Below are 22202 nucleotides of genomic sequence, written 5' to 3' on the forward strand. Positions count from 1 at the left end.
CTCGGACGCGGTTAGTGTCGATCCCGGTCGCCGTCGGCGGCCGCTTCATCCCTCCCTTCCGATACACCGAGGTCTTCGTGCGCGTTTCGTCCCGATCGCAGTGGTGGCGACGCCATGGCAGTGATGTCGACGCTTCGGCGAGCGCACCCGCAGCCGACGCTGCGGCCGCAGATCAGGGCGTCGCGAGCGATCTGCCCAGGGCTCCGGCGATCTCTTCCCGGGTGCCCGACGAAGGGGACCTCGACCGGTTCGTCGAATGGATCTGGGCCGAAGAAGCCAAGGGTTCCACGGCAGACGAGCCCGTCGCGGACACACGCACCACCACAGAGGAGCACTACAACATGAGTTCACTTGATGACGCCCTGCAGCAGCTGCTGGCGATCGAGGGCGCGACCGGCGCCGCGATCGTCGACTACGGCAGCGGCATGGCTCTCGCCCAGGGCGGCAATCCGTCGTTCGACCTCGGCATCGCCGCCGCGGGCAACTCCAACGTCGTGCGCGCGAAGCTCGCGACGATGCGCGACCTCGGTGTCACCGACGAGATCGACGACATCCTCATCACGCTGAGCTCGCAGTACCACCTGATCAACGTGCTCAACACGAAGAGCGCGAACGGACTGTTCATCTATCTCGTGCTGAACCGCGCGGCGGCGAACCTCGCTCTCGCCCGCCACAAGCTGAAGGGCATCGCCGCGCAGATCGAGGTCTGAGCGCGACACATCGACGAGGGGGGAGGGCCGTGCGGCTCTCCCCCTTCGTCGTGTGCGGCGTAGGCTCGGTGTCGATGCGCTGGGGGTCGACGCGATCGGAACGTACCCCGCCGCGCATGGACTGAAACTCGGAATCAGCTAAACTGACACTGAGTCGCACACGCTTCGAAGGAGAACCGCATGCAGATCCAGGGCTCGAGTGCTCTCATCACCGGCGGTGCGTCGGGTCTCGGACTCGCCACCGCACGCAGGCTGGCAGCCGCCGGCGCCGTCGTGACCATCCTCGACCTCCCCTCTTCGGCCGGCGCCGAGATCGCCGAGGAGCTCGGGGGAGTGTTCGCCCCCGGCGACGTCACGAGCGCGGATGACGCGGCCGCAGCCGCCGCCGCAGCTCAGGCCGCAGCGCCGCTGCGCGTCGTCGTCAACTGCGCGGGGATCGCCCCTCCGGCCAAGGTGCTCGACCGTGAGGGCAACCCGGCCGTGCTCGCCGACTTCGAACGCATCGTGCGCATCAACCTGGTGGGCACGTTCAACGTCCTCTCGCAGGCATCCGCAGTGATCTCGAAGAACGATGCGACCGATGACGGCGACCGCGGCGTCATCGTGAACACCGCGAGCGTCGCCGCCTTCGACGGTCAGATCGGCCAGCCCGCGTACTCCGCGTCGAAGGGCGGCGTGCACGCCATGACCCTCCCGGTGGCGCGGGAGCTCGCGCGCTACGGCATCCGCGTCTGCACCATCGCCCCCGGGATCATGGAGACCCCCATGCTGATGGGGCTTCCGCAGGCAGCGCAGGACTCGCTCGGTCAGCAGGTGCCGTTCCCCTCGCGGCTCGGCCGCCCCGACGAGTACGCCGCCCTCGTGCAGCAGATCGTCGAGAACGGCTACCTCAACGGCGAGACGATCCGCCTGGACGGCGCCATCCGGATGGCGCCGAAGTAACACTCCCCGGCGTTCGAATCGCGCACTTGGTGAGATTCGAGCCCGCAAAACTGCAATTCACGCGATTCGAACGAGAAGGTGGCAGATGAGCACACTGGCAGGAAAGACCATCCTCATGTCGGGCGGCAGCCGCGGCATCGGCCTCGCCATCGCGCTGCGCGCCGCAGCCGACGGCGCGAACATCGCGATGCTCGCGAAGACGGACACCCCGCACCCCAAGCTCGAGGGCACGGTGCACTCCGCGGCCGAGCAGATCCGGGCCGCCGGCGGCCAGGCGCTGCCGATCGTCGGCGACGTGCGCGACGACGACGACATCACCGAGGCCGTGCTCAAGACGCAGGGCGAATTCGGCGGCATCGACATCGTCATCAACAACGCCAGTGTCATCGACCTCTCGCGCTCGCTCGAGCTCGGCGCGAAGAAGTACGACCTGATGCAGGACGTCAACGTCCGCGGCACGTTCATGCTCTCCCGCGCGGCGATCCCGATGCTCAAGGACGCCGAGAACCCGCACATCCTCTCGCTGTCGCCGCCCCTCAACCCGACGCCGAAGTGGCTCGGTGCGCACACCGGATACACGCTCGCGAAGTTCGGCATGACGATGGTCACTCTCGGGCTCGCGGCGGAGTTCGCACGCGACGGCATCGCCGCCAACACCCTGTGGCCGCGCACGACGATCGCCACCGCCGCGGTGCAGAACCTGCTCGGCGGCGACAGGGTGATGGCTGCGAGCCGCACGCCCGACATCTATGCCGACGCCGCTTATGCGGTGCTGCTCAAGCCCGCGGCCGAGTACACCGGTCAGACGCTGATCGTCGAAGACGTGCTCGAGGCCGACGGAGTGACCGACTTCTCGGGCTACGCCGCAGTGCCGGGAACGCCGGACGACCGGCTGTTCCCCGACATCTTCCTCGACTGAGGCGGGATCGCCGCTCGGAAAACGGAGACGGGATGCGCCGCGCCCCGCGCGCCGTTCGATGACGCGCCGAACGGACCGCCTTCCGTCTGCGTTCTCCCGAGGGAGCGCGGATCAGAACAGCAGGTAGACGGCCCCGGCGATCGTCAGCACGATCACGATCCGGTCGAACAGCACCTGGTTCATCCGCTTCGCGAGGCGGATGCCGACGAGGGCGCCGATCACGACGAGCGGCGCCAGCACGGCATCCATCAGCAGCACGTGTCCCTCGAACAGGCCGAGACCCGCGAGGAACGGGATCTTCACGAGATTGATGATCGCGAAGAACCACGCCGAGGTGCCGAGGAACACCTGCACGGGTGTGCGGGTCGCGAGGAAGTACATCGACATGACCGGTCCGCCGGCGTTCGCGACCATGGTCGTGAAGCCGCCGAGGGTGCCGTAGACCCCCGAGAGCAGGAGCCCGCCGGGGGCCGGCGCCATGGCATCCGCCCTGTTCTGCCGCCATCGGCGCCACAGCGTCACCGCGATCATCGCCAGCAGGATCACGCCGATCGCGCGCCGGACTATCCCGTCGCCCGCGAGCGCGAGGAACGCGAACCCGGCAACGAGGCCGGCGATCACGGCCGGAGCGAGCCGCAGCAGGGTCGGCCAATGCGCATGGCGGCGATAGGTGATCAGCGCGAACACGTCGCCGACGATGAGCAGCAGAAGCATCGCGGCAGTCGATGTGCGGGCGGGCAGCACGGTCGCGAACAGGGCGATGCCCAGGATGCTGCCGCCGGGCAGCGCGGTCTTCGAGATGCCGATCGTGACGGCCGCGAGTCCGAGTGCCGCCCAGGCGAGGGGTGCGAGGTCGATCACCGGATCATCGGCGTTCGAGCAGGGCGACGATGTCGTCGTAGCCGCGAGCGGCGGCGAGGTCGCGGGGCAGCACTCCGTCACCGTCGCGGATCGTGATGTCGGCACCGCCGTCGAGCAGTGCGCGCACGACCTCGACGTAGGTGTCGGATCCGTCGCCGAGCACGATCGCCTCGTGCAGCGCCGTCCAGTTCAGGTTGTTGATGTGGTTCGGGTCGACGCCCGCCTCGAGCAGGATGCCGATGGTCGACAGCAATCCGCGCTCGGATGCCGGGATCAGCGCCGTGCCTCCGAAGCGGTTCGTACTGGCGAGGTCGGCGCCGTTCTCGAGCGTGAGCTGCAGGATCTCGTCGTGCCCTCGGGCGCCCGCGTAGAGATACGCGGAATCCTGGATGTCGTCCTTGGCGTTCACGTCGGCCCCGGCCTCGACGAGCACCCGGGCCGCGTCGACGTGGTCGGCCTTGGTCGCGGCGACGAGTGCGGTCATGCCGCCGGCGCCGCGGGCCTCGATGTCGGCTCCGGCGTCGAGGGCGGTGCGCACGGCATCCGCGTCGCCCGAGAGGGCAGCGTCGAAGAGATCACGGGTGCTGTCAGACATGGAGGACTCCTCAGCCGCGGGTTGCCGCGAGCGATGCGGCGAATCGCGACGAGCGCTGCTCGATGTCGGCCCAGTCGGATGAGGCGAGCGAGGCGCCGTTGGCGAGATCGCCACCCGCGCCGACGGCGACCGCTCCGGCGCGGAACCAATCGGCGAGGTTGTCGGGTGTCACGCCGCCGGTCGGCATCAGCGGGGCGTCGGGGAAGGGCCCGCGCAGCGCGCCGAGGTAGGAGGGGCCGCCGAGGGATGCGGGGAAGATCTTGACCACGTCGACGCCGAGCTCGAGCGCGCCCATGACCTCGGTCGGGGTCATGGCGCCGGTCATCACGACGCGACCGGTGTCGAGCATCGCGCGGGTCAGGGCGGGGAGCGTGCCGGGGCTGACCAGGAACTCCGCGCCCGCGTCGGCGGCGAGTGTGGCCTGCTCGACGGTGGTGACCGTGCCCGCACCGATGTAGGCGGCATCGCCGTGGCGGGCGATGAGCTCGCGGATCACCGCGGGGGCATCGGGTGTCGAGAACGTCACCTCGATGCCGGTCACCCCGCCGCGGATGATCGCCTCGGAGGCCTCGAGCGCGAGCTCGGGCGACGGTGCGCGCAGCACAGCGAGGACGCCGGTGGCGCGGGCACGGGAGAGACGGTCGGGCATCGAGGGCTCCTTCGGGTGGGGGTTCGTCCCCATTCTCCCCGACGGCAACCTGTAATTACAAGTGGGGCGGGTGCGGCCAGGCCTCGACGACGTCCTTCGAGTCCTTGAGTCCGAGGCCCGTGTGCTCGCGCACCAGCTTGATCGCGTGGATCTTCTGATCGGCGGCGACGAGGCGGTCGACCTCTGCCGCGACGGATGCCGGGAGTGCGCCGCGCACCGACGACGGCGTGGCCGTGATCGACGAGTGGGCCGCCGCCGCGTTCGAGACCGCAGCGAGGTGTGGTGCCGTGGTGCTGACCGACCAGTGGTCGATCCGGTCCTTCGCCTCCTGCAGTCGCACGCCGGTGTGCTGGCGGTAGAGCTTGATGGCCTGGATCTTCCTGTCCGCGGCGACGAGGCGGTCGATCTCGGCGATCGCGGCGGGCGTCAGCTGCGAGGCCGAGGCAGTCGACGTGGAGGCGGAGGCGACCGACCGGGCCATCGTCGGCGACGGGGTGAACACGTGCGGCTCCGGGGCCTTCGGACGCATCGAGCGCAGTGCGGCACCGATGATCAGCACGCCGACGGCGATGACGAGGATGACTCCGCCGAGAGCGAGGATGATGTCCATCCGCTCAGTCTAGGGACGCGTGCGCTCCCGCCCCAGGGCCTTCCCACCCGGCACCGCGTACCCTGGAGATATGACCGAGACTCCCCGCACGCGCGAGACGCGCCCCGCCACGGCACCCGCGTCGTCCCGTTCGGGGGCCATCCGTTCCACAGGCACCCCGCAGGTGCGCCCCACGACAGAGGGCTGGACCCAGCAGAAGGACGCCGAGGGGCGGCCGCTGCTGCAGTTCGCGAGCCCCAAGCGCGGCAAGCCGCCGGTGCACCTCGCCGACCTCACCCCGGCCGAGCGCGTCGAGAAGGTCAAGGAGCTGGGCCTGCCCGGATTCCGCGCGAAGCAGCTCTCGACCCACTACTTCCGCCACTACACGTCGGATGCCGCCGAGATGACCGACCTCCCGGCCGACACCCGCGAGCAGCTCGTCGCAGGCATGCTGCCGCCGCTTCTCACCGAGGTTCGCCGCCTCGAGACCGACCGTGGAGACACGATCAAGTTCCTGTGGCGCCTGCACGACGGCGCCCTGGTCGAGTCGGTGCTCATGCGCTATCCCGGCCGCATCACGCTGTGCGTGTCGTCGCAGGCAGGATGCGGCATGAACTGCCCGTTCTGCGCGACCGGCCAGGCGGGCCTCACGCGCAACATGTCGACCGCCGAGATCATCGAGCAGATCGTCCGTGCCAACCGTCTGATCGCCGACGGCGGCCTCGGCGGCAAGAAGGCCGACGACCACTCGATGGAGCGGGTGTCGAACATCGTCTTCATGGGCATGGGTGAGCCGCTCGCCAACTACAAGCGTGTGATGGACGCGGTGCGCTCGATGGTCGCACCGCAGCCCGACGGCCTGGGCATGAGCGCCCGAGGCATCACGGTGTCGACCGTCGGACTCGTGCCGGCGATCAAGAAGCTCGCTGACGAGGGCATCCCCGTCACCTTCGCGCTGTCCCTGCACGCGCCGGACGACCACCTGCGCGACGAGCTCATCCCGGTGAACTCGCGCTGGAAGGTCGATGAGGCGCTCGATGCCGCTCGGTACTACTACGAGAAGACCGGCCGTCGCGTCTCGATCGAGTACGCGCTGATCAAGGACATGAACGACCACGCGTGGCGCGCCGATCTGCTCGCCGACAAGCTCAACGAGCGCGGTCGCGGCTGGGTGCACGTCAACCCGATCCCGCTGAACCCGACACCCGGCTCGATCTGGACGTCGTCCGAGCCCTCGGTGCAGAACGAGTTCGTGCGCCGGCTCAACGACGCCGGCATCCCGACGACCCTCCGCGACACGCGTGGCAAGGAGATCGACGGAGCATGCGGTCAGCTCGTCGCGACGACCGAAGACGAGGCTGCCTCCGCCGCGATGGCCTGAGGTGCAGCGGCACCGCTCCGATCGCGGAGGCCGTCTCGACGACCGAGCGACTCGGCGCGTGACAGCCACGATTCGATGCGCGCCGGGCTCGCGTCCTTGACGCCGAGCATCCGGGTGGTGCGCACCGAGCGGATGCCGCAGAACCGCAGCGTCCCTCGCGCGACGTGCGTCTGCGCCGGCAGCCCGGTGAACGGCGTGAGGAACCACGGGGTGTCCGCCAGCAGGAACAGGCGTCCGTAGCGCGCGGGCAGCAGTCCCTCGGGCATGCCGAGCTTCGAGTAGCGGTACTCCTGCTGCGGCAGCAGCGCCCGATCGAAGAAACCCTTGAGCAGCGCGGGCACCGAACCCCACCAGAGCGGCGTGAACACCACGACCGTGGCGGCCTCGGCCAGGGCGCGCTTGGCGTCGATCAGGTCGGGCTCGAGCTCCATGCGCTGGCGGTAGCCGAAGCGCAGTGACGGATCGAACTCGAGATCGCGCAGGGCGAGGATGCGGGCGTCGCCGTGTGCCGCGGCGTAGCGCCGAGCGAGTTCTGCGGTGAGGGACCGGGCGTCCGGGTGGCCATCGATGATCAGGGCGGAAGACATGCGGACTCCTATGTTGACAGTGTCAAGAACTGGTGGACACTGTCAAGATAGGCAACAATGTTGCTTGTGTCAAGTTCCCGATCCGCCTATCACCACGGTGACCTCGCCCACGCCCTCGAGGCGGCGGCGATGCAGCTGCTCGTCGACAAGCCGGCCCACGAGATCAGCCTGCGCGAGGTCGCACGCGCGGCGGATGTGAGCCACAACGCGCCGTACCACCACTTCTCGGATCGTCGGGGTCTGCTCAAGGTGCTCGCCGAGCGGAGCATGGCCGATCTGGTCACGGCTGTGCGCACGGCGATCGAGGGTGCCTCCGAGCCTGCATCCGCCGCGATCGAGGGCGGTGCCGCCTACATCCGCTTCGCGGTCGAGCATCCGCACGGCTTCGACGTGATCTACGACCCGACTGTGTGCATCCCCGGTGAGCCGAGCGAGACCATGGCGCCGCTGATCCTCGAGCTCGAAGAGCTGCTGTCGACCGCGTCCGTCGCCGCAGGCCTCGAGAGCGAGAGCGGCGTCACCGGCGTCTGGGGGCTCGTGCACGGCCTCGGAACCCTGTGCGCCGCGGGCCACTTTCCACTCGACGATGCGCTCGCCGCGAGTGCCGATACGCTCACCCGCATGCTCTCTCGCTGACCCTTCTCAGGGCACAACAGAGGCGGAAACACAGGGTTCGTGCACGTTATCCACAGGCGACCTTTCGTAGATTGTCGGGATGCCCTATTCCGCTCACCGCCCAGGACGGTTCGACTCGCAGGGTCGCATCATCCTCGACAGCGACCCGAACGCTGACACGGACGACCTCGACTTCCTGCGCGCGTACGAGCCCTCCGGCGCCGATCTGTCGGAGCCGCAGGCCGACGCGACTCCCGAGTCAGAGCCGGAGCCGGAGCAGGATGCCGCAGCATCCGCTCGTCCGGTGCGTGAGCCGAAGCCGCGTCGCCAGCCGCGCGAGCGCACTCCCCGTGTGCCGGGGTCGCGTCTGCGGAAGCTCGCGATCCTCGGTGGGGCCGAGGGCGAGATCCTCGACCGCGTGCCCGGTGAGACCCCGCGATTCGTGCAGATGTTCTTCGTGCTCGCCGGCACCGCACTGGTCTCGGCCATCTCGATGCTGTTCGCCCTGACCACGGGCGTTCAGGCCGCGATCTGGCTGGCCGTGCCGCTCGCGATCGTGTGGGCGCTGATCATCTTCAACCTCGACCGCTTCCTCACCTCGACCATGTCGTCGACTCGTAATGTCTGGCGGCTCATCGGCCTCGCGATCCCGCGTGTGATCATGGCCGCGATCATCGGCTTCGTCGTCGCCGAGCCGCTGGTGCTGCAGATCTTCCACAACGACATCGCGCGCGAGGTCGCCTCGACCAACATCACGCAGGCGCAGGCCGACCAGGATGCGCTCGAGACGGGTCCTGAGCGCAAGGCGCTGGATGCCGCATCCGACCGCGTCGCCGAGCTCGAGAACCAGGCGGCCACGGGCATCGTCGCCGGCACCGACTCGTCGTCGGCGAGCGAAACTGCCGCGCAGGCGACCGTCGACGACCTCACCGCCAAGATGACCGCCCAGCAGGGCGTCATCGACCAGGCGCGCGTGCTGTACCAGTGCGAGCTCACCGGCGAGGGAGCAGGCACGGTTCCCGGCTGCACCGGTGTCAACGGCGAGGGCGCGAGCTCGGATGCCGCCCAGGCCCAGCTCGCCGAGGCGCAGCAGACCTATGACGCGCTCGCCGCCCAGCTGCGCACCGCCAACGAGGAGCTCGCCGCCGCCGGCACCGCCGCGAAGGAGAACACCAGCACCTCCGAGACGCAGAACCGCGAGGAGGCGCAGTCGCAGCTCCCCGCCGCACGTGACAGCTACGACACCGCGCTCGCCGCCTACAACGCGCGAGCAGAGTCCGTGGCATCCGGCAATGCCGGGGCGATCGGACTGCTCAGCCAGATCAGTGGGCTGAACAGGCTGAGCGAGAAGGAGCCCACGATCCTCTGGGCGCACATCCTGATCGCGGCGCTGTTCTTCATGATCGAGCTGCTGCCGGTGCTCGTGAAGGTGCTCACGTCCTACGGCGACCCGTCGCTCTACGAGAAGGCCGCGGCGATCCGCAAGCAGGTCGCGCTCGACAAGGTGACCGCCGAGGGCTTCCGCGACCGCGCGGCGATCGTGAACGTGCAGTCGCAGGGGATCCAATCGGATGCCGCGCCGACCGAACCGCAGACGCGTGCGGAGCGCAAGGAGGCCGAGCAGGCGGCGCAGGAACGCGCGCAGGCCGAGGAGCGCGAGCTCGCCGACAAGCGCGCCCAGGCGCAGACGCTCGAGGAGCAGGAGCAGCTGGTCGAGCCCCGCGTCTGACACAGCGAGGACATCTCCCGCGCGCCATCGGCAGGATCCTTGCGCGCGGGAGATGTCATCCTTTCGGAGGACGGTCGGAGCACCTTCGGCTGACGCGTCGTGCCGGCGGCTCCACGAGGCTGGACGTATGACGATCACCAGCCCGAGCCGACGTCCTCACCCCGCTCGTGTCCCGGACCCGTCCGCCGCGGGCGGGCTGCGGCGTTCCGACGGGATCCGCTCCCGCCTGCGCGCCTTCGGGAAGCACCCGCGGCTGATGGGCGTCGATGCGGCTCGCGGCCTCGCGGTGCTGGGAATGCTCGGAGCCCATCTCGGCCTCGGCGCCGCAGGCTTCGACTGGGCGACACCTGCGACCTGGGGCGATGCCGTCAATGGCCGCTCGGCGATCCTCTTCGCCATCGTCGCCGGCGTCTCGCTCGCTCTCATGACCAGGGGCCTCGATCGCGACGATGCGGATGCCGTCCGGGCGGCGCGACTCCGCCTGATCGGCCGTGGCCTGGCGGTGTTCGCGATCGGCATCGTCCTGGAACTGCTCGGCACGCACATCGCCGTCATCCTCACCATCTACGGACTCCTCTTCGTGATCGCCGCGCCGTTGCTGACGTGGCGCACGCGATCGCTGGCGATCGGGGCGGTCGTCTCGGCGGTGCTGGTACCTGCGGCCCTGGCGACGATGAACGTCCTGTCCGCCGACGTCATCTTCGGCCCCGGCGTCTCGTTCGCGCTCGTCGGCATCTACCCGGTCCCTGTCTGGATCACCTTCCTGCTCATCGGTCTCGCAGTGGGGCGGATGCCGCTGCACCGTGTCCGGGTCCAGCTCGCCCTCCTCGGCCTGGGCGCGGTGCTCGCCACCGCAGGTTACGGTGCCGCTGCGCTGGCGCTGCCCTCGACCCCGCCCGCCGAGTCGATGACGAGCAGTTCCGTCTCGAGCGACGTTCCGAGCGGATCCGCCGAGGGCGGTCTTCCCGGCATGAGCCCGGCAGATCAGTTCGACTTCGACGGCCTCTCCTGCCAGGCCGACAGCGGGGTGATCGTCTGCGCAGATCCGGACGAGTTCGCGGGCGGTGCCGACGCCGGCGAGGCGGGCGACTATTGGGAGGCCCTCTGGGCGTCCGACCCGCTGGGAATGATCGGCACGCATTGGATGGACGCCTCCCCGCACAGCAGCGGAGCGCTCGAGATCATCGGCTCGGGCGGGCTCGCCATGGCCGTGCTCGCGCTCATGCTCCTGGCCGCCAGGCCGCTGCGGTGGGTGCTGATCCCGCTCGCGGCTCTGGGCGCCATGCCGCTCACCGCCTATGCGGCGCACGTCGTGCTGTTCGTCAACGGGTGGTTCACGTCGCTGTTCGAGGAGCCGGTCATCGCGTGGGGAGTCGCATCCGTCGGCCTGCTCGTGCTCACCACCATGTGGGCACTGCTCGTCGGGCGGGGGCCGCTCGAGCGCCTGACGGCCTGGGCCGGTGCCGCATTCACCCGCGAGTCCCGAGCGGGACGCCATGCGGCCGTGGGCACGGACCCCCAGGGCTGAGACCGGTCACGGAGATCCGGGCCCGAGGTCTGTGGCGGCCGGTAGCGTTGTCGCATGGTCAACTATCGCTATCTCGGCAACAGCGGTCTCAAGGTCTCTGAGATCACCTACGGCAACTGGGTCACCCACGCTTCACAGGTCGGCGACGACGCCGCCGTCAAGACCGTGCATGCGGCGCTCGACGCCGGCATCACCACATTCGACACGGCAGACACGTACGCGAACACCGCGGCCGAGGTCGTGCTCGGCAAGGCTCTCGAAGGCCAGCGCCGCGAGAGCCTCGAGATCTTCACGAAGGTGTACTTCCCGACCGGCCCCAAGGGCCCGAACGACACCGGTCTGAGCCGCAAGCACATCCTCGAGTCGATCAACGGCTCGCTCAAGCGACTCGGCACCGACTACGTCGACCTCTATCAGGCCCACCGCTTCGACTACGAGACCCCGCTGGAAGAGACGTTCCAGGCGTTCGCCGACGTCGTCCGCCAGGGCAAGGCCCTCTACATCGGCGTCTCCGAGTGGACGGCGGAGCAGCTGCGCGACGGGCACGCTCTCGCGAAGCAGCTCGGTGTGCAGCTCATCTCGAACCAGCCGCAGTACTCGATGCTGCACCGTGTGATCGAGGGCAAGGTCGTACCGGCATCCGAAGAGCTGGGAATCTCGCAGATCGTCTGGTCGCCGATGGCGCAGGGCGTGCTCTCGGGCAAGTACCTGCCTGGGCAGCCGGTTCCGGACGGCTCGCGGGCGACCGACCCGCACAGCGGAGCGGACTTCATCAAGAGCTTCCTGAAGGACGACATCCTCACCGCGGTGCAGAAGCTGAAGCCGATCGCCGAAGAGGCGGGCCTCTCGATGCCGCAGCTCGCGATCGCGTGGGTGCTGCAGAACCCGAACGTCGCGGCGGCCCTGGTCGGCGCCTCGCGCCCCGAGCAGCTCGCCGACACGGTCAAGGCCTCTGGCGTGACGCTCGACGCCGACACGCTCGCCGCGATCGACACCGCACTGGGTGACACGGTCAACCGCGACGCCGAGGCGACGTACTCGATGTCGCCGAAGGCGCGCATGGTCTGACAGCCCGCATGACGAAGGCCGCCGTTCGAGATGAACGGCGGCCTTCGTCGTGGTGCGCCTCCGATTTCGAATCGCGCACTTGGCAGTTTCTCGGTGAGGATTTCTGCCAAGTGCGCGATTCGAAAACCTACTCCTTGACGGCGCCGGCGGTGAGTCCCTGCACGATCCAGCGGCTCGCGAGAGCGAACATCACCATGGTCGGCAGGATCGTCAGCACGGCTGCGGCGCTCATCGAGCCCCAGTCGATGTTGAACGTCGAGATGAAGCCGTTCAGCGCCGACGGCACCGTGCGGTTGGCATCGGTGTTCATCAGCACGACCGACAGGAACAGCTCGTTCCAGCAGTTGACGAAGTTGAAGATGAACGCCGCGATGATGCCCGGGGTCATCACCGGCACGAGCACCCGGAACAGAGCGCCGAAGCGCGAGCATCCGTCGATCATCGCCGCTTCTTCGAGCGCGTCGGGGACGTTCTCGAAGAAGCCGCGGAGCATGACCGTGGAGAACGGGATGCAGACCGCGATGTACACGAGGATCAGACCGGGCTTGGTGTCGACGAGTCCGAGGTCGGTCATCATCGAATACAGCGGCCCCAGCGCGATGAACGCGGGGATCATCTGCGTGAGCAGGAACGCGACCAGCACGGTGCCCTTGCCGCGGAACTCGAAGCGGGCGATCACGTAGGCGCTGAGCAGCGCGATCAGCGTCGCCACCGCGCCCGCGACCGTCGCCACGATCGCGGAGTTGGCGAGGAAGACCCCGAACGAGCTCTGCTGGAACAGGCTGACGTAGTTGTCGAACGACGGTTCTGACGGCCAGTACTCGATCGGGAACGAGTTGATCGTTCCCGGCGACTTGAACGACGTCAGCGCGATCCAGTACAGCGGGAACAGCGTGATGACGAGCCAGAGGCCGAGCCCGACGACGCGGATGACGCCGCCGACCGAGGCCTTGCGCTTGGGGCGCGGTGCCTTCGCGATGTCGGGGACGGTGAGACGCCGGGTCTCGGTGACCGTGGTTCCGGTGATGGTCATCGCTGGACCCTCCGCATCGCCATCAGGTAGAACGCGCAGAACACGAACAGGAACGCGACGACGATGAGTCCGATCGCGCTCGCGATGCCGTAGTTGCCCTGCTGGGTGTAGTTGATCATCCACGTCGTGATGATGTGCGTCTGGTTCGCCGGTCCGCCGTTCGTCATCGCGTAGATGATGTCGGGGAAGTTGAAGATCCAGATGATGCGCAGCAGGATCGTCAGCAGCAGCGTCATCGAGATGTACGGGATGATGATCGAGAACAGCTGCCGGGCCTTGCCTGCACCGTCGAGGCTCGCGGCCTCGAGCATCTCGTCAGGCACCGACTGGAGCGCTGCGAGGATCATGATCGCGAAGAACGTCACGCCGTACCAGATGTTGGCCACGATGACCGCGAACATCGCGAGCTTCGGGTCGGCCAGCCAGGGGAGCGGAGCATCGATCAGGCCCGCCTTCATGAGCAGGTCGTTCACGACGCCGAACTCGGCGTTGAACATCCAGCGGAACAGCATGCCGATCAGGAAGCCGGAGACGGCCCACGGGAAGAACACGAGCGCCTGGTAGAGCCCGCGGAAGCGGAACCGCTTGCGCAGGGCGAGCGCGATCAGGAAGCCGATCACGAGCTGCGGCACGAGCGAGCCGACGACCCACAGCACCGAGTTCCACGCGACGGTGGGGAAGGCCGGGTCCTGGAAGACGGTGACGAAGTTGTCGAAGCCCACCCAGGGGGTCGACGTGAGGTCCCACAGGTTCCAGTCGTGGAAGGCCATGCGTGCGCCCTGCAGCATGGGCCAGTAGGTGAACCAGCACACGAACACGATCGCCGGGGCCATGAAGGCCAGCAGCGTCAGCGCGTGGCGGCCACGGAAGGGGCGGCGCCGGCGGGATGCCGGGGAGGCCCCGCCGGCGGTGCCGACGGAGCCCCCTTCGAGTGCGGTCCGGGTCACGGATCAGCCCTTTTCCGCAGCGTACTTCTCGGTCCAGAAGGTGTCCCACGACTCGAGCAGCTCGGTGGTCGACATGTTGCCGAGCAGCACGTTCTGCACGTCCTGGTCGGACTTCTGGATCCACTCGGTCCACCAGCTGACCCCGCGCGGCTGCTGCACGTTGACGTATGTCTCGGGGTCTTCGGTCATCGTGACGTAGCTCGTCCACGGGCCGGTCGAGTAGAACTCGTCATCCGCTGCCTCCGAGATGATCGGCACGAGGCTGTTCGCCTGTGCGAACTCGGTGGCGGGCTCGGCCGACGAGAGGAACTCGACGAGCTTGACCGCGGCATCCTGGTGCTCGCTGTTCTCGGCGACGCCCCAGCCGGCGACGGCCAGCGGCTGCGCGGCCTTGCCCGACGGGCCCACGAGCAGCGGGGCGGTGTCCCACTGGTCCTCGGTCAGCGACGAGTCCTGCACTGTGGCGATGACCTCGGGGTCCTGCAGCAGGAATGCTGTGGTGCCGTTGGTGAAGCCGGCGACCATCTCGGGGTAGCCCCACGAGACGGCAGAGGGCGGGGATGCCTCCTTGAAGAGGTCGAAGTAGTCGTCGACCGCCTCCTGGGCCTCCGGGGCGGCGAAGATCGTCGAGCCGTCCTCCATCAGGAATGCGTCATCGACGTCGAGGCCGTCGATCGTGTACGCCTCGATCGCCGCGACGACGTTGCTGTTCGCGTTCTGACCGCCGCGGAACGCGTAGCCGTAGATGTTGTTCGACGGGTCCTGGATGGCGCTGGCCTGCTCGAGGAGGTCCTTCCAGCTGTGCGGCGGGCCGTCGAAGCCGGCCTCCTCGACCAGGTCGGTGCGGTAGAACAGCGACAGGCCGTAGAAGCCGTAGGGCACGAAGTAGCTCTTGCCGTCGGCGGCCACCGAGGCGGACTGTGCGTTGTCGGTCAGTGCATCCCAGCGGTCCCACTTCTCGAGATCGCCCGAGATGTCGTGCAGCCAGCCGTTGTTCGCGAACGGGCCGACCGTGATGTCGCGGACCTCGAGGACGTCGACGCCCTTTCCGGACTGCAGCATCTGCTGGATCTTCGCGTCGGCCTGCTCGGTGGGCGGCGAGACGAGGTTGACCTTGATCTTGGGGTTGTCGGCCTCGAACTCGTCGAGCAGACCGCGCAGCAGGTCGGTGCGCGCCGGGTTGGTCAGGCTCTCGACCATCTGCAGGGTGACGGTGCCGTCGGCGGATTCGCCGCCGCCTGCGGAACAGCCGGTGAGCGCGAGGACGGCGACGGTGCCGAATCCCGCGGCGGTCGTCAAGATTCTGTTCTTCTTCACGAGGTGCCTCTCAGTTGGTGATGGTGATGGTGGTGTCGGGTGGTGATGGTGGTGGGTCGGGGTGGAGCGGGTCAGGGGACGATGAGGGAGTCGGCGCCGGTGCGGATGCCGGCTCGGCGGAGGATCTGCGGGATGCAGCGCTCGACGAAGGTCTCGAAGTCCGAGGCCTCGGTGTACAGGTGCGCCGACAGGCGGAAGTAGCCGATGCCGCGGAAGCTCGTGAACGCGGTCTCGACGCCGGTCTCGTCGAGCAGGTCCATGCGCAGGGCATCGGCCTCTTCGCGGGTCGAGCCGAGTCCGAGCGGCAGCCGCACGAGGCGCATCGACGGCACGGGCGAGGGCAGCGGGGTGAGGGGGTCTTCGTCGCCGTAGGGGCGCAGGCCTTCGGCGATGATCTCGGCGCCGGCATCCGCCATCTGCGCCATCGCCAGTCGGGCGTTGTGCCAGCCGAACTCGGCCTCGATGAACTCGATCGAGGCGGGGGTGGCGAGATAGGTCGTCGCGTCGATCGTGCCCTGGGTGTCGAAGCGCTCGGGGTAGGGCTCGTTCGCCGCCCACGAGTCGATCAGCGGCCAGAGTTCGTCGCGGTCGGGCGCGTTCGTGACGAGCAGCGCCGAGCCGCGCGGGGCGCAAGGCCACTTGTGCAGGTTGCCGAACCACCAGTCGCCGCCGGCGACCGCGGCGGCATCCGGCACGAGGCCCGGGGCATGGGCGCCGTCGACGAGCGTGCGGACACCGCGCTCGGCGGCGAGTTCGGCGATGCGGCGGGTCGGCAGCATCCGGGCGGTGGGGGAGGTGATCTGGTCGACCACGATCAGGCGGGTGCTCGGGGTGAGCGCGTCGGCGAAGCGCTGCACGACCTCGTCGTCGGAGGCGAGCAGCGGCAGCTCGACGGCGCGGACGGATGCTCCGAAGCGGCGGGCCAGGCGCTGCGCGCCCATTGTGATCGCACCGTAGCCCTGGTCGGTGACGAGGATCTCGTCGCCGCGCTCGAGGCGCAGGGCGTTGTAGATCACGGTCGCCGCGGCGGAGGCGTTGGGCACGAAGGCGCTGTCCTCGGCATAGGCACCCACGAACGGAGCGGTGCGCTCGCGGGCGGCGCGCACCCGCTCGGCGATGCGGGGGAACCACTCGACCGGGCTCAGGTCGGCGCGGCGACGCAGAGCATCCTGCTGCTCGACGACCGCCGTGGGCACGGCGCCGAACGAGCCGTGGTTGAGGTGGATCACGTCGGGATCGAGGGGCCACGCGTCACGGGCTCGCATGCCGGAGTTCAGCGTGAGCGGTGCGGGGAAAGCTGGTGCGGGCATCGGTCCTCGTCGGTGCGTCAGGGGGAGTTGTTGCACAACTTTGCCACACAGGTTCCCAAATCGCTACGAAAAGGTGAGGATGAAACATAGTTGTCATACGAATTTGATGAAGGCCCTGCATCCGACAGACTCAGCAGGGGGATCGGGCGGTGTCGGGAGGATGACCATGAGCGCTTTGGACACGGCTCTGCACGGGCTGCGCACGCTGATCGCCGACGGCGCTCTGCGCCCCGGTGATCGCCTTCCCAGCGAGGGGGAGCTGTGCGAGACGCTCGGAGTCTCACGCGGTTCGCTGCGAGAGGCCATCCGGATGCTGGCCGCCCTCGGCGTGCTCGACACGAGACACGGCTCGGGCAGCTACGTCAGCGAGCTGCGCGCCGCCGACCTCATCGGCAGCCTGTCGCTCACGGTCGGGCTGCTGCCCATGGCGGGGGTGCTCGAACTCACGGAGCTCCGTCGCGTGCTCGAACCGCACGCGGCCGCGCTCGCCGCAGCCCGCATCGACGCGTCGACGATCGAGGAGCTCAGCGAAGTTCTCGACGAGATCGAAGCCAGCGACGATTTCGAGGACCACTCGCGGCTCGACCACGCCTTTCACATGACGATCTCGGAGGTCGCGGGCAACGACGCCCTCACGAGCCTCATCGACGTGCTGCGCTCACGGTCGCGGGCCTACCGGATTCCGGATGCCGCGGATGCCGCCGAGCTGAAGCTCCACTCGGATGCCGGGCACCGGGCGATCCTCCGCGGACTCGCGGCGGCGGATCCGGTCGCGGCATCGGCTGCGGCATCCGCTCACGTCGCGCAGACCGAGTACTGGGTGCGGCGGTACACCGACACGGATGCGCCGGCGCCCGTGACTGCGCCTGACGCCGAGTGACCTGGGCTCGTGTCCGGGACGAGGTCGGCTGATCGGGCGGTCTTTCAGCTCGACCGGGAGCCGAAGCGCAGCACGTTCGTGTCGCGGCGCACGAAGCCGACCGACTCGTAGAGGCGCAGTGCGGATTCGCGAGACGGACGGGACGTCAGATCGAGTGTGGTCAGCCCCCGCCGCTGTGCCTCGTCGATGATCGCCTCGAGCAGCAGACGGGCGATGCCCTGCCCGCGGGCGCTCTGATCGACCACGACGTCTTCGATGCTGCCGTGCCAGCCGGTGACGAGGGGCGCGGTCGCGAGCGTGGCCATCCCCACGATCCGCCCTGACTCGCGCGCGACATAGAGGTCTGTGTTCTGCGCATCGAGCAGCGACACCACCCGTTCCGCATCGAATCGAGCGGTCGATGAGAGCTGGGGGAGAAGGGTCTCGATCGTGTCGAGGTCGCTCTGCGTGAGGTGCTCAGCGATCGAGATGGTGATTCCGTCGGCCATGCGCGGCAGTCAGGCGAGGGTGATGTCGACCTGGATCTCGGTGGCGATGCGCTCGAGGTCGCGACGCAGCGCATCGAGGTCGACGGATGCCGGAACCCGGGCGATCACGGATGCCTCGAACAGGCGTCCGCCGGCCATGGCGGCGTCCCGGGTCTCGGTCGCCAGTTCCTCGATGCTGAGTTCATGCGCGTTCAGCACGTTCGACACCTCGCGGACGATGCCGGAGCGGTCGTTGCCGAGAATCCGGATCTCGAGCACCTGCGCCTCGGCGTCTGCCGTGGGCGTGCCGGTGAGGACGGCGAGTGTCAGAAGTCCCTGGCCCTGCAGCTCGCGGAGTGCGGTCTGCAGGCCCTCCGAGTGCTCGGGGGCGACCGAGACCTCGATCACGCCCGCGAAGGTGCCGGCGAGCTCGGCGAGCGAGCTGTTCTCCCAGTTGCCGCTGTGGGCATCGACGACATCGGCGACGGCTGCGACGAGACCGGGGCGGTCAGCACCCGCGACAGTGAGGATGAGAGTAGTCATGCGGCCAGCGTAGGGTGCGTTCTGGATTCCCGACGAATACGCGCGGCTAGTGTGGACGGATGGAGCCGCACGACACAGTTCCTCATGTCAGCGAACGCTTCGTAAGCGCGATCACCCTGCTGATGTCCGGGCCTCTGATTCCCTCGTGCCACGCTCGGGTCGCCCTCCGGCAGGGTGCTGACGCGCCAGTCGAGCACTTCGTCATCGATGCGTCACCGAGGGATCTCGTCTACACCCTGCACCGGGCAGACGGCGAGCTGGTCGACGACTACGACGGCTACACGCACACCCGCAGGAGCGAGACGCCGGTGCAGGATATCCCCCGCAACTCCTTCAACGTCGAGCACTTCGCCGCACGACTCGCGTTCCCGCTGTCGCTGCCCGTTTGGGGTCGCAGCTTCGACGGCTACCGATTCACCGGAGAAGCAGTCGCGGACGGTGATCGGATCGAGCTCGCCCTCGTGCACGCGAAAGACGACAGGGTGACGGGGGCGCTCACGGTGAGCGACGACTTCCGCATGGCGGTGAAGCTGGACACCCCGACACTCCTGATCGAGTACACGGAGATCGCTGCCGCCCGACGCGCTCGGGTGAACGCGCGCGATTGACGACTTTCGCCTCGCAGGCGTGGCGAGTTGTTTTGAGTGATTCAAAACAAGGTACGCTGGAAGGGCAACGTGGTGCCGGGGTTGCAGCCCCGGCACCACTGTCCGTGAAGCACCACCACCCCTGACTGAGGAGGCTCACATGAGTCACGAACACGCCAAAGATAGCCGATCACTGCCGATGGATCGATCGATGGGGCGCGAAGGTCGTGAGCGCATCGTCCGCGAAGCGCTGGAGCGCATCGACGGAGCGCCGACGCCGACGGTCGACATGATGCAGGCCGCGATGGGGTCCGAAGCGCAGATCCGCCTGGTCCACGACGTCGTCCGCGCCTATCTCGATGAACACGACCTCGCGGATACGAAGGCGTGGGCCGCGGCCCTGCAGCATCGGTCGTCGGATCATGACGCATCCGTGAGTGTGATCTGAGTGTCGATCGCTTCGATGGTTCAGCTTCCGGTCGCAGCACTCGGCGCAGGTCCCGTGGTGCAGCACATCACCGAGTCGGATCTCCTCTCGACGCCGCCCCGCATCACCGACCCGTCGCGCGTCATGGGGCGCGTGGAATCAGGAGGGCTCGGCCGCCCGAGCTTCGTCGTCGTCGAGTGCGCAGACGGTCGGATCCCGGCCGCGCTGGTCCTCGAATACGGAGAGACGGATGCCGAGCGGACGAGGCCGGCGCGCGTGTGGAGCCTCGCACGCGGGAAGGGGAGCGCCCCGCTCTACCGCCTCAGCGGGGACAGCTCGTCGGGCGGCTACGTCAGCGCGTGAGGCAGGCGCCTCGGGTCGGCGGGGGAGAGAGCGACACGGTCAGTCGATCCACACCCCGGTCTCGAGGAGATGGTCGAGGCGGGCGCGGTGCGGGGCGAGGTCCCAGCCCTGCTCCGCGACCCACTCGTCGTTGAAGTACGTGCCGGCATAGCGGATGCCGCTGTCGCAGATGAGCGTGACGATGCTGCCGGTCTCACCGGCCGCACGCATGCGCGCGATCAGCTGGAAGGCGCCGTAGAGATTGGTGCCGGTCGATCCGCCGGCGAGGTGCAGCGTGCGTTCGCGCAGCATCCGGATCGCGGCGATCGAACCGGCGTCCGGCACCCGGATCATCTCGTCGATCACCGTCGGCACGAACGAGGCCTCGACGCGCGGTCGGCCGATGCCCTCGATGCGGCTGGGGCGTCCGGCCGGCGGATCGACGGTTCCCGCCCACCCGTCGTAGAACGCCGAGCCCTCGGGGTCGACGACAGCGATCTGGGTCTCGTGGCGGCGGTACTTCACATAGCGGCCGAACGTCGCGCTCGTGCCGCCGGTGCCCGCGCCGACGACGATCCACCGGGGGATCGGATGCCGCTCCTGCGACAGCTGACTGAACACGCTCTCGGCGATGTTGTTGTTGCCCCGCCAGTCGGTCGCACGCTCGGCATACGTGAACTGGTCGAGGTAGTGCCCGTGGCATTCGGAGGCCAGGCGCTGCGCCTCGGGAGACATGTCCTCCGCACGGTCGACGAAGTGGCAGCGTCCGCCGTAGAACTCGATGAGGTCGATCTTCTCCTGGCTCGTCGACCGCGGCACGACCGTCACGAACGGCAGCCCCAGCATCCGCGCGAAGTACGCCTCGGAGACGGCGGTCGACCCGCTCGACGACTCGACGAGCGTCGAATGCTCCGTGATCCGTCCGTTCACCAGCCCGTACAGGATCAGCGAGCGCGCCAGGCGGTGCTTGAGCGACCCGGTGGGGTGCACCGACTCGTCCTTGAGGTACAGATCGATGCCCCACTCGGGCGGCAACGGGAAGAGGTGCAGGTGCGTGTCGGCACTGCGGTTCGCGTCGGCTTCCAGCAGGGCGATCGCGGTGCTGGTCCAGTCGCTCATGCTTCGAGCGTAACGCCCCGCTACTTGGCGGTGTAGCCGCCCTCGCCCGTCTCGCCGTCGTACGTGAAGACCTTGTCTTCGAGAGTGATCTTGATGTCGTCGCCGAGCGGCTGTTGAGCGAGCAGGCGCTCCTCGAGCATCGTCATCCGCTCCTGATACTCCTGCGCCTGTGCCTCATCGACGCCCCAGAGAGTCGCCGACTTCATGTCGACGAGGAAGTACAGGAACGCCGACACGGCGGTGCGGTTGAACTCGCTGTCGGGAATCTTCTCCCACAGAGCCCCGCTGTCTCGAAGCTGCTTGTACTCGTCGATCTTGGACTGCAGCACATCGGCGATCCCGGATGCATCGGCGCCGCCGGCGTCGTCGGACGGCGGTTCCTCGTCGGTCGAGTCATCGGAGGGTGCGCTGGGAGCGGCCGTCACCGACGGCAGCGGAGCGGAGACGGGTTCGCTGCTCGAGCCGAGCAGGAGGCTCACTGCCACCCCGATGCCGACGACCACGAGCAGCACGAACGCCGCGACGGCCGCGATGACGATGCCGACGGTCCTGCCGGAGCCCGACGGGCGGCTCGGAGGCGCCGCAGGGTACGGGTACTCGGAACCGTAGGGGGCCGACGGCTGCTGCCCCACCGGGTACTGCGCTGGCTGAGCGGGGTATTGCCCGGGCTGCGCCGGGTACTGGCCGGGCTGAGCGGGGTACTGGCCGGGCTGGGCGGGGTACTGAGTCGGGTACTGCCCTGCCGGATACTGCGTCGGCTGTGCCGGCGGGTAGGGGCCCGACGGCCCGGCCTGCGGAGCCGCAGCGTAAGGCGGCAGCGGCGGCGCGGGCGGTCCGTACGGACCACCGGATGCCGGCGGCTGCGGAGCGGGAGGGGTCGGCGGTCCGCTCAGAGGCGGCGCCAGCGGAACGGAGGATGCCAGGTCGCCGGGGGGTGCAGCAGGCGGCGGCGGGATGACAGCATCCGGATCCGAACCGTTCGAGTGCGCGTCGTCGACCATGGTGTTGCCCCCCCTGCTCACGTCGCCCGATGCGACGCGTTGCTCCGCCTTCAGGC

General features: G+C 68.6%; 25 protein-coding genes. 12 read left to right on the forward strand and 13 right to left on the reverse strand.

Translation table 11 applies throughout. The features are described 5' to 3' along the window. Nucleotides 1-14 precede the first annotated feature (14 nt). The 3 genes from ASF80_RS19485 to ASF80_RS18010 all read left to right on the forward strand — a co-directional run bounded on the left by ASF80_RS19485 (nt 15) and on the right by ASF80_RS18010 (nt 2571). The gene (locus tag ASF80_RS19485; protein WP_235560057.1) at nt 15-710 is read left to right on the forward strand and encodes a hypothetical protein; all 696 of its coding nucleotides are present in this window, start codon (nt 15-17) and stop codon (nt 708-710) included. Nucleotides 711-890: 180 nt separating this feature from the next. After that, nucleotides 891-1652 (forward strand): SDR family NAD(P)-dependent oxidoreductase, encoded by a 762-nt coding sequence (locus ASF80_RS18005; RefSeq protein ID WP_056313796.1) that lies wholly within the window; start codon nt 891-893, stop codon nt 1650-1652. An 85-nt stretch (nt 1653-1737) separates the two neighbouring features. Continuing rightward, nucleotides 1738-2571 carry an SDR family oxidoreductase gene (locus ASF80_RS18010; RefSeq protein ID WP_056313798.1) on the forward strand — a complete coding sequence of 278 codons (834 nt, stop codon included), beginning with the start codon at nt 1738-1740 and terminating at the stop codon, nt 2569-2571. A gap of 111 nt (nt 2572-2682) precedes the next feature. Here the strand turns inward: ASF80_RS18010 and ASF80_RS18015 are convergent, their stop codons facing one another. From ASF80_RS18015 to ASF80_RS18030, 4 genes are read right to left on the reverse strand one after another with little or no spacing between them, the layout of a single operon-like run. After that, nucleotides 2683-3432 (reverse strand): sulfite exporter TauE/SafE family protein, encoded by a 750-nt coding sequence (locus ASF80_RS18015; protein WP_056313800.1) that lies wholly within the window; start codon nt 3430-3432, stop codon nt 2683-2685. A 4-nt stretch (nt 3433-3436) separates the two neighbouring features. Further along, on the reverse strand, nt 3437-4027 hold the full coding sequence (locus ASF80_RS18020) for an ankyrin repeat domain-containing protein (RefSeq protein WP_056313802.1): 591 nt from the start codon (nt 4025-4027) through the stop codon (nt 3437-3439). 10 nt (nt 4028-4037) lie between these two features. Continuing rightward, entirely contained in the window at nt 4038-4676 is a 639-nt protein-coding gene (locus tag ASF80_RS18025) for a bifunctional 4-hydroxy-2-oxoglutarate aldolase/2-dehydro-3-deoxy-phosphogluconate aldolase (RefSeq protein ID WP_056313804.1), read from the reverse strand. Between the two features lie 55 nt (nt 4677-4731). Then, the gene (locus tag ASF80_RS18030) at nt 4732-5286 is read right to left on the reverse strand and encodes a ribosomal protein L7/L12 (protein ID WP_056313806.1); all 555 of its coding nucleotides are present in this window, start codon (nt 5284-5286) and stop codon (nt 4732-4734) included. Nucleotides 5287-5356: 70 nt separating this feature from the next. Between ASF80_RS18030 and rlmN the strand changes: the two genes are divergently transcribed. Next, entirely contained in the window at nt 5357-6646 is a 1290-nt protein-coding gene (rlmN, locus tag ASF80_RS18035) for a 23S rRNA (adenine(2503)-C(2))-methyltransferase RlmN (protein WP_200934838.1), read from the forward strand. Here rlmN and ASF80_RS18040 read toward each other — a convergent pair. Then, nucleotides 6595-7233, reverse strand: coding sequence for an NAD(P)H-dependent oxidoreductase (locus tag ASF80_RS18040; RefSeq protein WP_056313808.1), 639 nt, complete (start codon nt 7231-7233; stop codon nt 6595-6597). The genes rlmN and ASF80_RS18040 overlap by 52 nt on opposite strands. Nucleotides 7234-7299: 66 nt before the next feature. On the opposite strand from ASF80_RS18040, the gene ASF80_RS18045 reads away from it, so the two are divergent. The 4 genes from ASF80_RS18045 to ASF80_RS18060 all read left to right on the forward strand — a co-directional run bounded on the left by ASF80_RS18045 (nt 7300) and on the right by ASF80_RS18060 (nt 12173). Continuing rightward, entirely contained in the window at nt 7300-7869 is a 570-nt protein-coding gene (locus tag ASF80_RS18045; RefSeq protein WP_056313810.1) for a TetR/AcrR family transcriptional regulator, read from the forward strand. A gap of 79 nt (nt 7870-7948) precedes the next feature. Beyond that, the gene (locus ASF80_RS18050; RefSeq protein ID WP_056313812.1) at nt 7949-9577 is read left to right on the forward strand and encodes a DUF4407 domain-containing protein; all 1629 of its coding nucleotides are present in this window, start codon (nt 7949-7951) and stop codon (nt 9575-9577) included. A gap of 127 nt (nt 9578-9704) precedes the next feature. After that, the gene (locus ASF80_RS18055) at nt 9705-11105 is read left to right on the forward strand and encodes a heparan-alpha-glucosaminide N-acetyltransferase domain-containing protein (RefSeq protein ID WP_056313814.1); all 1401 of its coding nucleotides are present in this window, start codon (nt 9705-9707) and stop codon (nt 11103-11105) included. A 54-nt stretch (nt 11106-11159) separates the two neighbouring features. Then, nucleotides 11160-12173, forward strand: a complete 1014-nt coding sequence (locus ASF80_RS18060; RefSeq protein WP_056313816.1) for an aldo/keto reductase family protein — start codon at nt 11160-11162, stop codon at nt 12171-12173. Between the two features lie 127 nt (nt 12174-12300). Here the strand turns inward: ASF80_RS18060 and ASF80_RS18065 are convergent, their stop codons facing one another. From ASF80_RS18065 to ASF80_RS18080, 4 genes are all read right to left on the reverse strand, one after another. Continuing rightward, a complete protein-coding gene (locus tag ASF80_RS18065) occupies nt 12301-13206 on the reverse strand; it encodes a carbohydrate ABC transporter permease (RefSeq protein WP_200934839.1) in 906 nt (301 codons plus the stop codon). After that, entirely contained in the window at nt 13203-14153 is a 951-nt protein-coding gene (locus ASF80_RS18070; RefSeq protein ID WP_056313818.1) for a carbohydrate ABC transporter permease, read from the reverse strand. The genes ASF80_RS18065 and ASF80_RS18070 overlap by 4 nt, the downstream gene beginning before the upstream one ends. 3 nt (nt 14154-14156) lie before the next feature. Next, entirely contained in the window at nt 14157-15470 is a 1314-nt protein-coding gene (locus ASF80_RS18075) for an ABC transporter substrate-binding protein (protein ID WP_056313820.1), read from the reverse strand. 71 nt (nt 15471-15541) lie between these two features. Further along, nucleotides 15542-16780 (reverse strand): aminotransferase class V-fold PLP-dependent enzyme, encoded by a 1239-nt coding sequence (locus ASF80_RS18080; protein ID WP_056313823.1) that lies wholly within the window; start codon nt 16778-16780, stop codon nt 15542-15544. Nucleotides 16781-16946: 166 nt separating this feature from the next. Here ASF80_RS18080 and ASF80_RS18085 point away from each other — a divergent pair, with 166 nt between their 5' ends. Further along, on the forward strand, nt 16947-17660 hold the full coding sequence (locus ASF80_RS18085; protein ID WP_056313824.1) for a FadR/GntR family transcriptional regulator: 714 nt from the start codon (nt 16947-16949) through the stop codon (nt 17658-17660). Nucleotides 17661-17704: 44 nt separating this feature from the next. Here the strand turns inward: ASF80_RS18085 and ASF80_RS18090 are convergent, their stop codons facing one another. Both ASF80_RS18090 and ASF80_RS18095 read right to left on the reverse strand, forming a co-directional pair. Further along, a complete protein-coding gene (locus ASF80_RS18090; RefSeq protein ID WP_056313827.1) occupies nt 17705-18148 on the reverse strand; it encodes a GNAT family N-acetyltransferase in 444 nt (147 codons plus the stop codon). Nucleotides 18149-18157: 9 nt separating this feature from the next. Next, complete coding sequence (locus ASF80_RS18095) at nt 18158-18670, reverse strand: glycine cleavage system protein R (protein ID WP_056313829.1); 513 nt, start codon at nt 18668-18670, stop codon at nt 18158-18160. A 122-nt stretch (nt 18671-18792) separates the two neighbouring features. On the opposite strand from ASF80_RS18095, the gene ASF80_RS18100 reads away from it, so the two are divergent. The 3 genes from ASF80_RS18100 (at nt 18793) to ASF80_RS18110 (ending at nt 20047) form a co-directional block, all read left to right on the forward strand. Next, nucleotides 18793-19278, forward strand: a complete 486-nt coding sequence (locus ASF80_RS18100) for a hypothetical protein (RefSeq protein ID WP_157521132.1) — start codon at nt 18793-18795, stop codon at nt 19276-19278. A gap of 139 nt (nt 19279-19417) precedes the next feature. Beyond that, nucleotides 19418-19705 carry a hypothetical protein gene (locus tag ASF80_RS18105; RefSeq protein ID WP_200934840.1) on the forward strand — a complete coding sequence of 96 codons (288 nt, stop codon included), beginning with the start codon at nt 19418-19420 and terminating at the stop codon, nt 19703-19705. A gap of 15 nt (nt 19706-19720) precedes the next feature. After that, nucleotides 19721-20047, forward strand: a complete 327-nt coding sequence (locus ASF80_RS18110; protein WP_157521133.1) for a hypothetical protein — start codon at nt 19721-19723, stop codon at nt 20045-20047. 39 nt (nt 20048-20086) lie between these two features. On the opposite strand, the gene ASF80_RS18115 is transcribed toward ASF80_RS18110, so the two are convergent. Together ASF80_RS18115 and ASF80_RS18120 are read right to left on the reverse strand one after the other, a co-directional pair. Further along, nucleotides 20087-21145, reverse strand: a complete 1059-nt coding sequence (locus tag ASF80_RS18115) for a PLP-dependent cysteine synthase family protein (protein ID WP_056313834.1) — start codon at nt 21143-21145, stop codon at nt 20087-20089. A gap of 20 nt (nt 21146-21165) precedes the next feature. Then, nucleotides 21166-22167, reverse strand: coding sequence for a hypothetical protein (locus ASF80_RS18120; protein ID WP_157521135.1), 1002 nt, complete (start codon nt 22165-22167; stop codon nt 21166-21168). Between the last annotated feature and the right edge of the window lie 35 nt (nt 22168-22202).

The organism is Microbacterium sp. Leaf159 (assembly GCF_001423615.1).
In the GTDB taxonomy this organism is placed as follows: domain Bacteria; phylum Actinomycetota; class Actinomycetes; order Actinomycetales; family Microbacteriaceae; genus Microbacterium.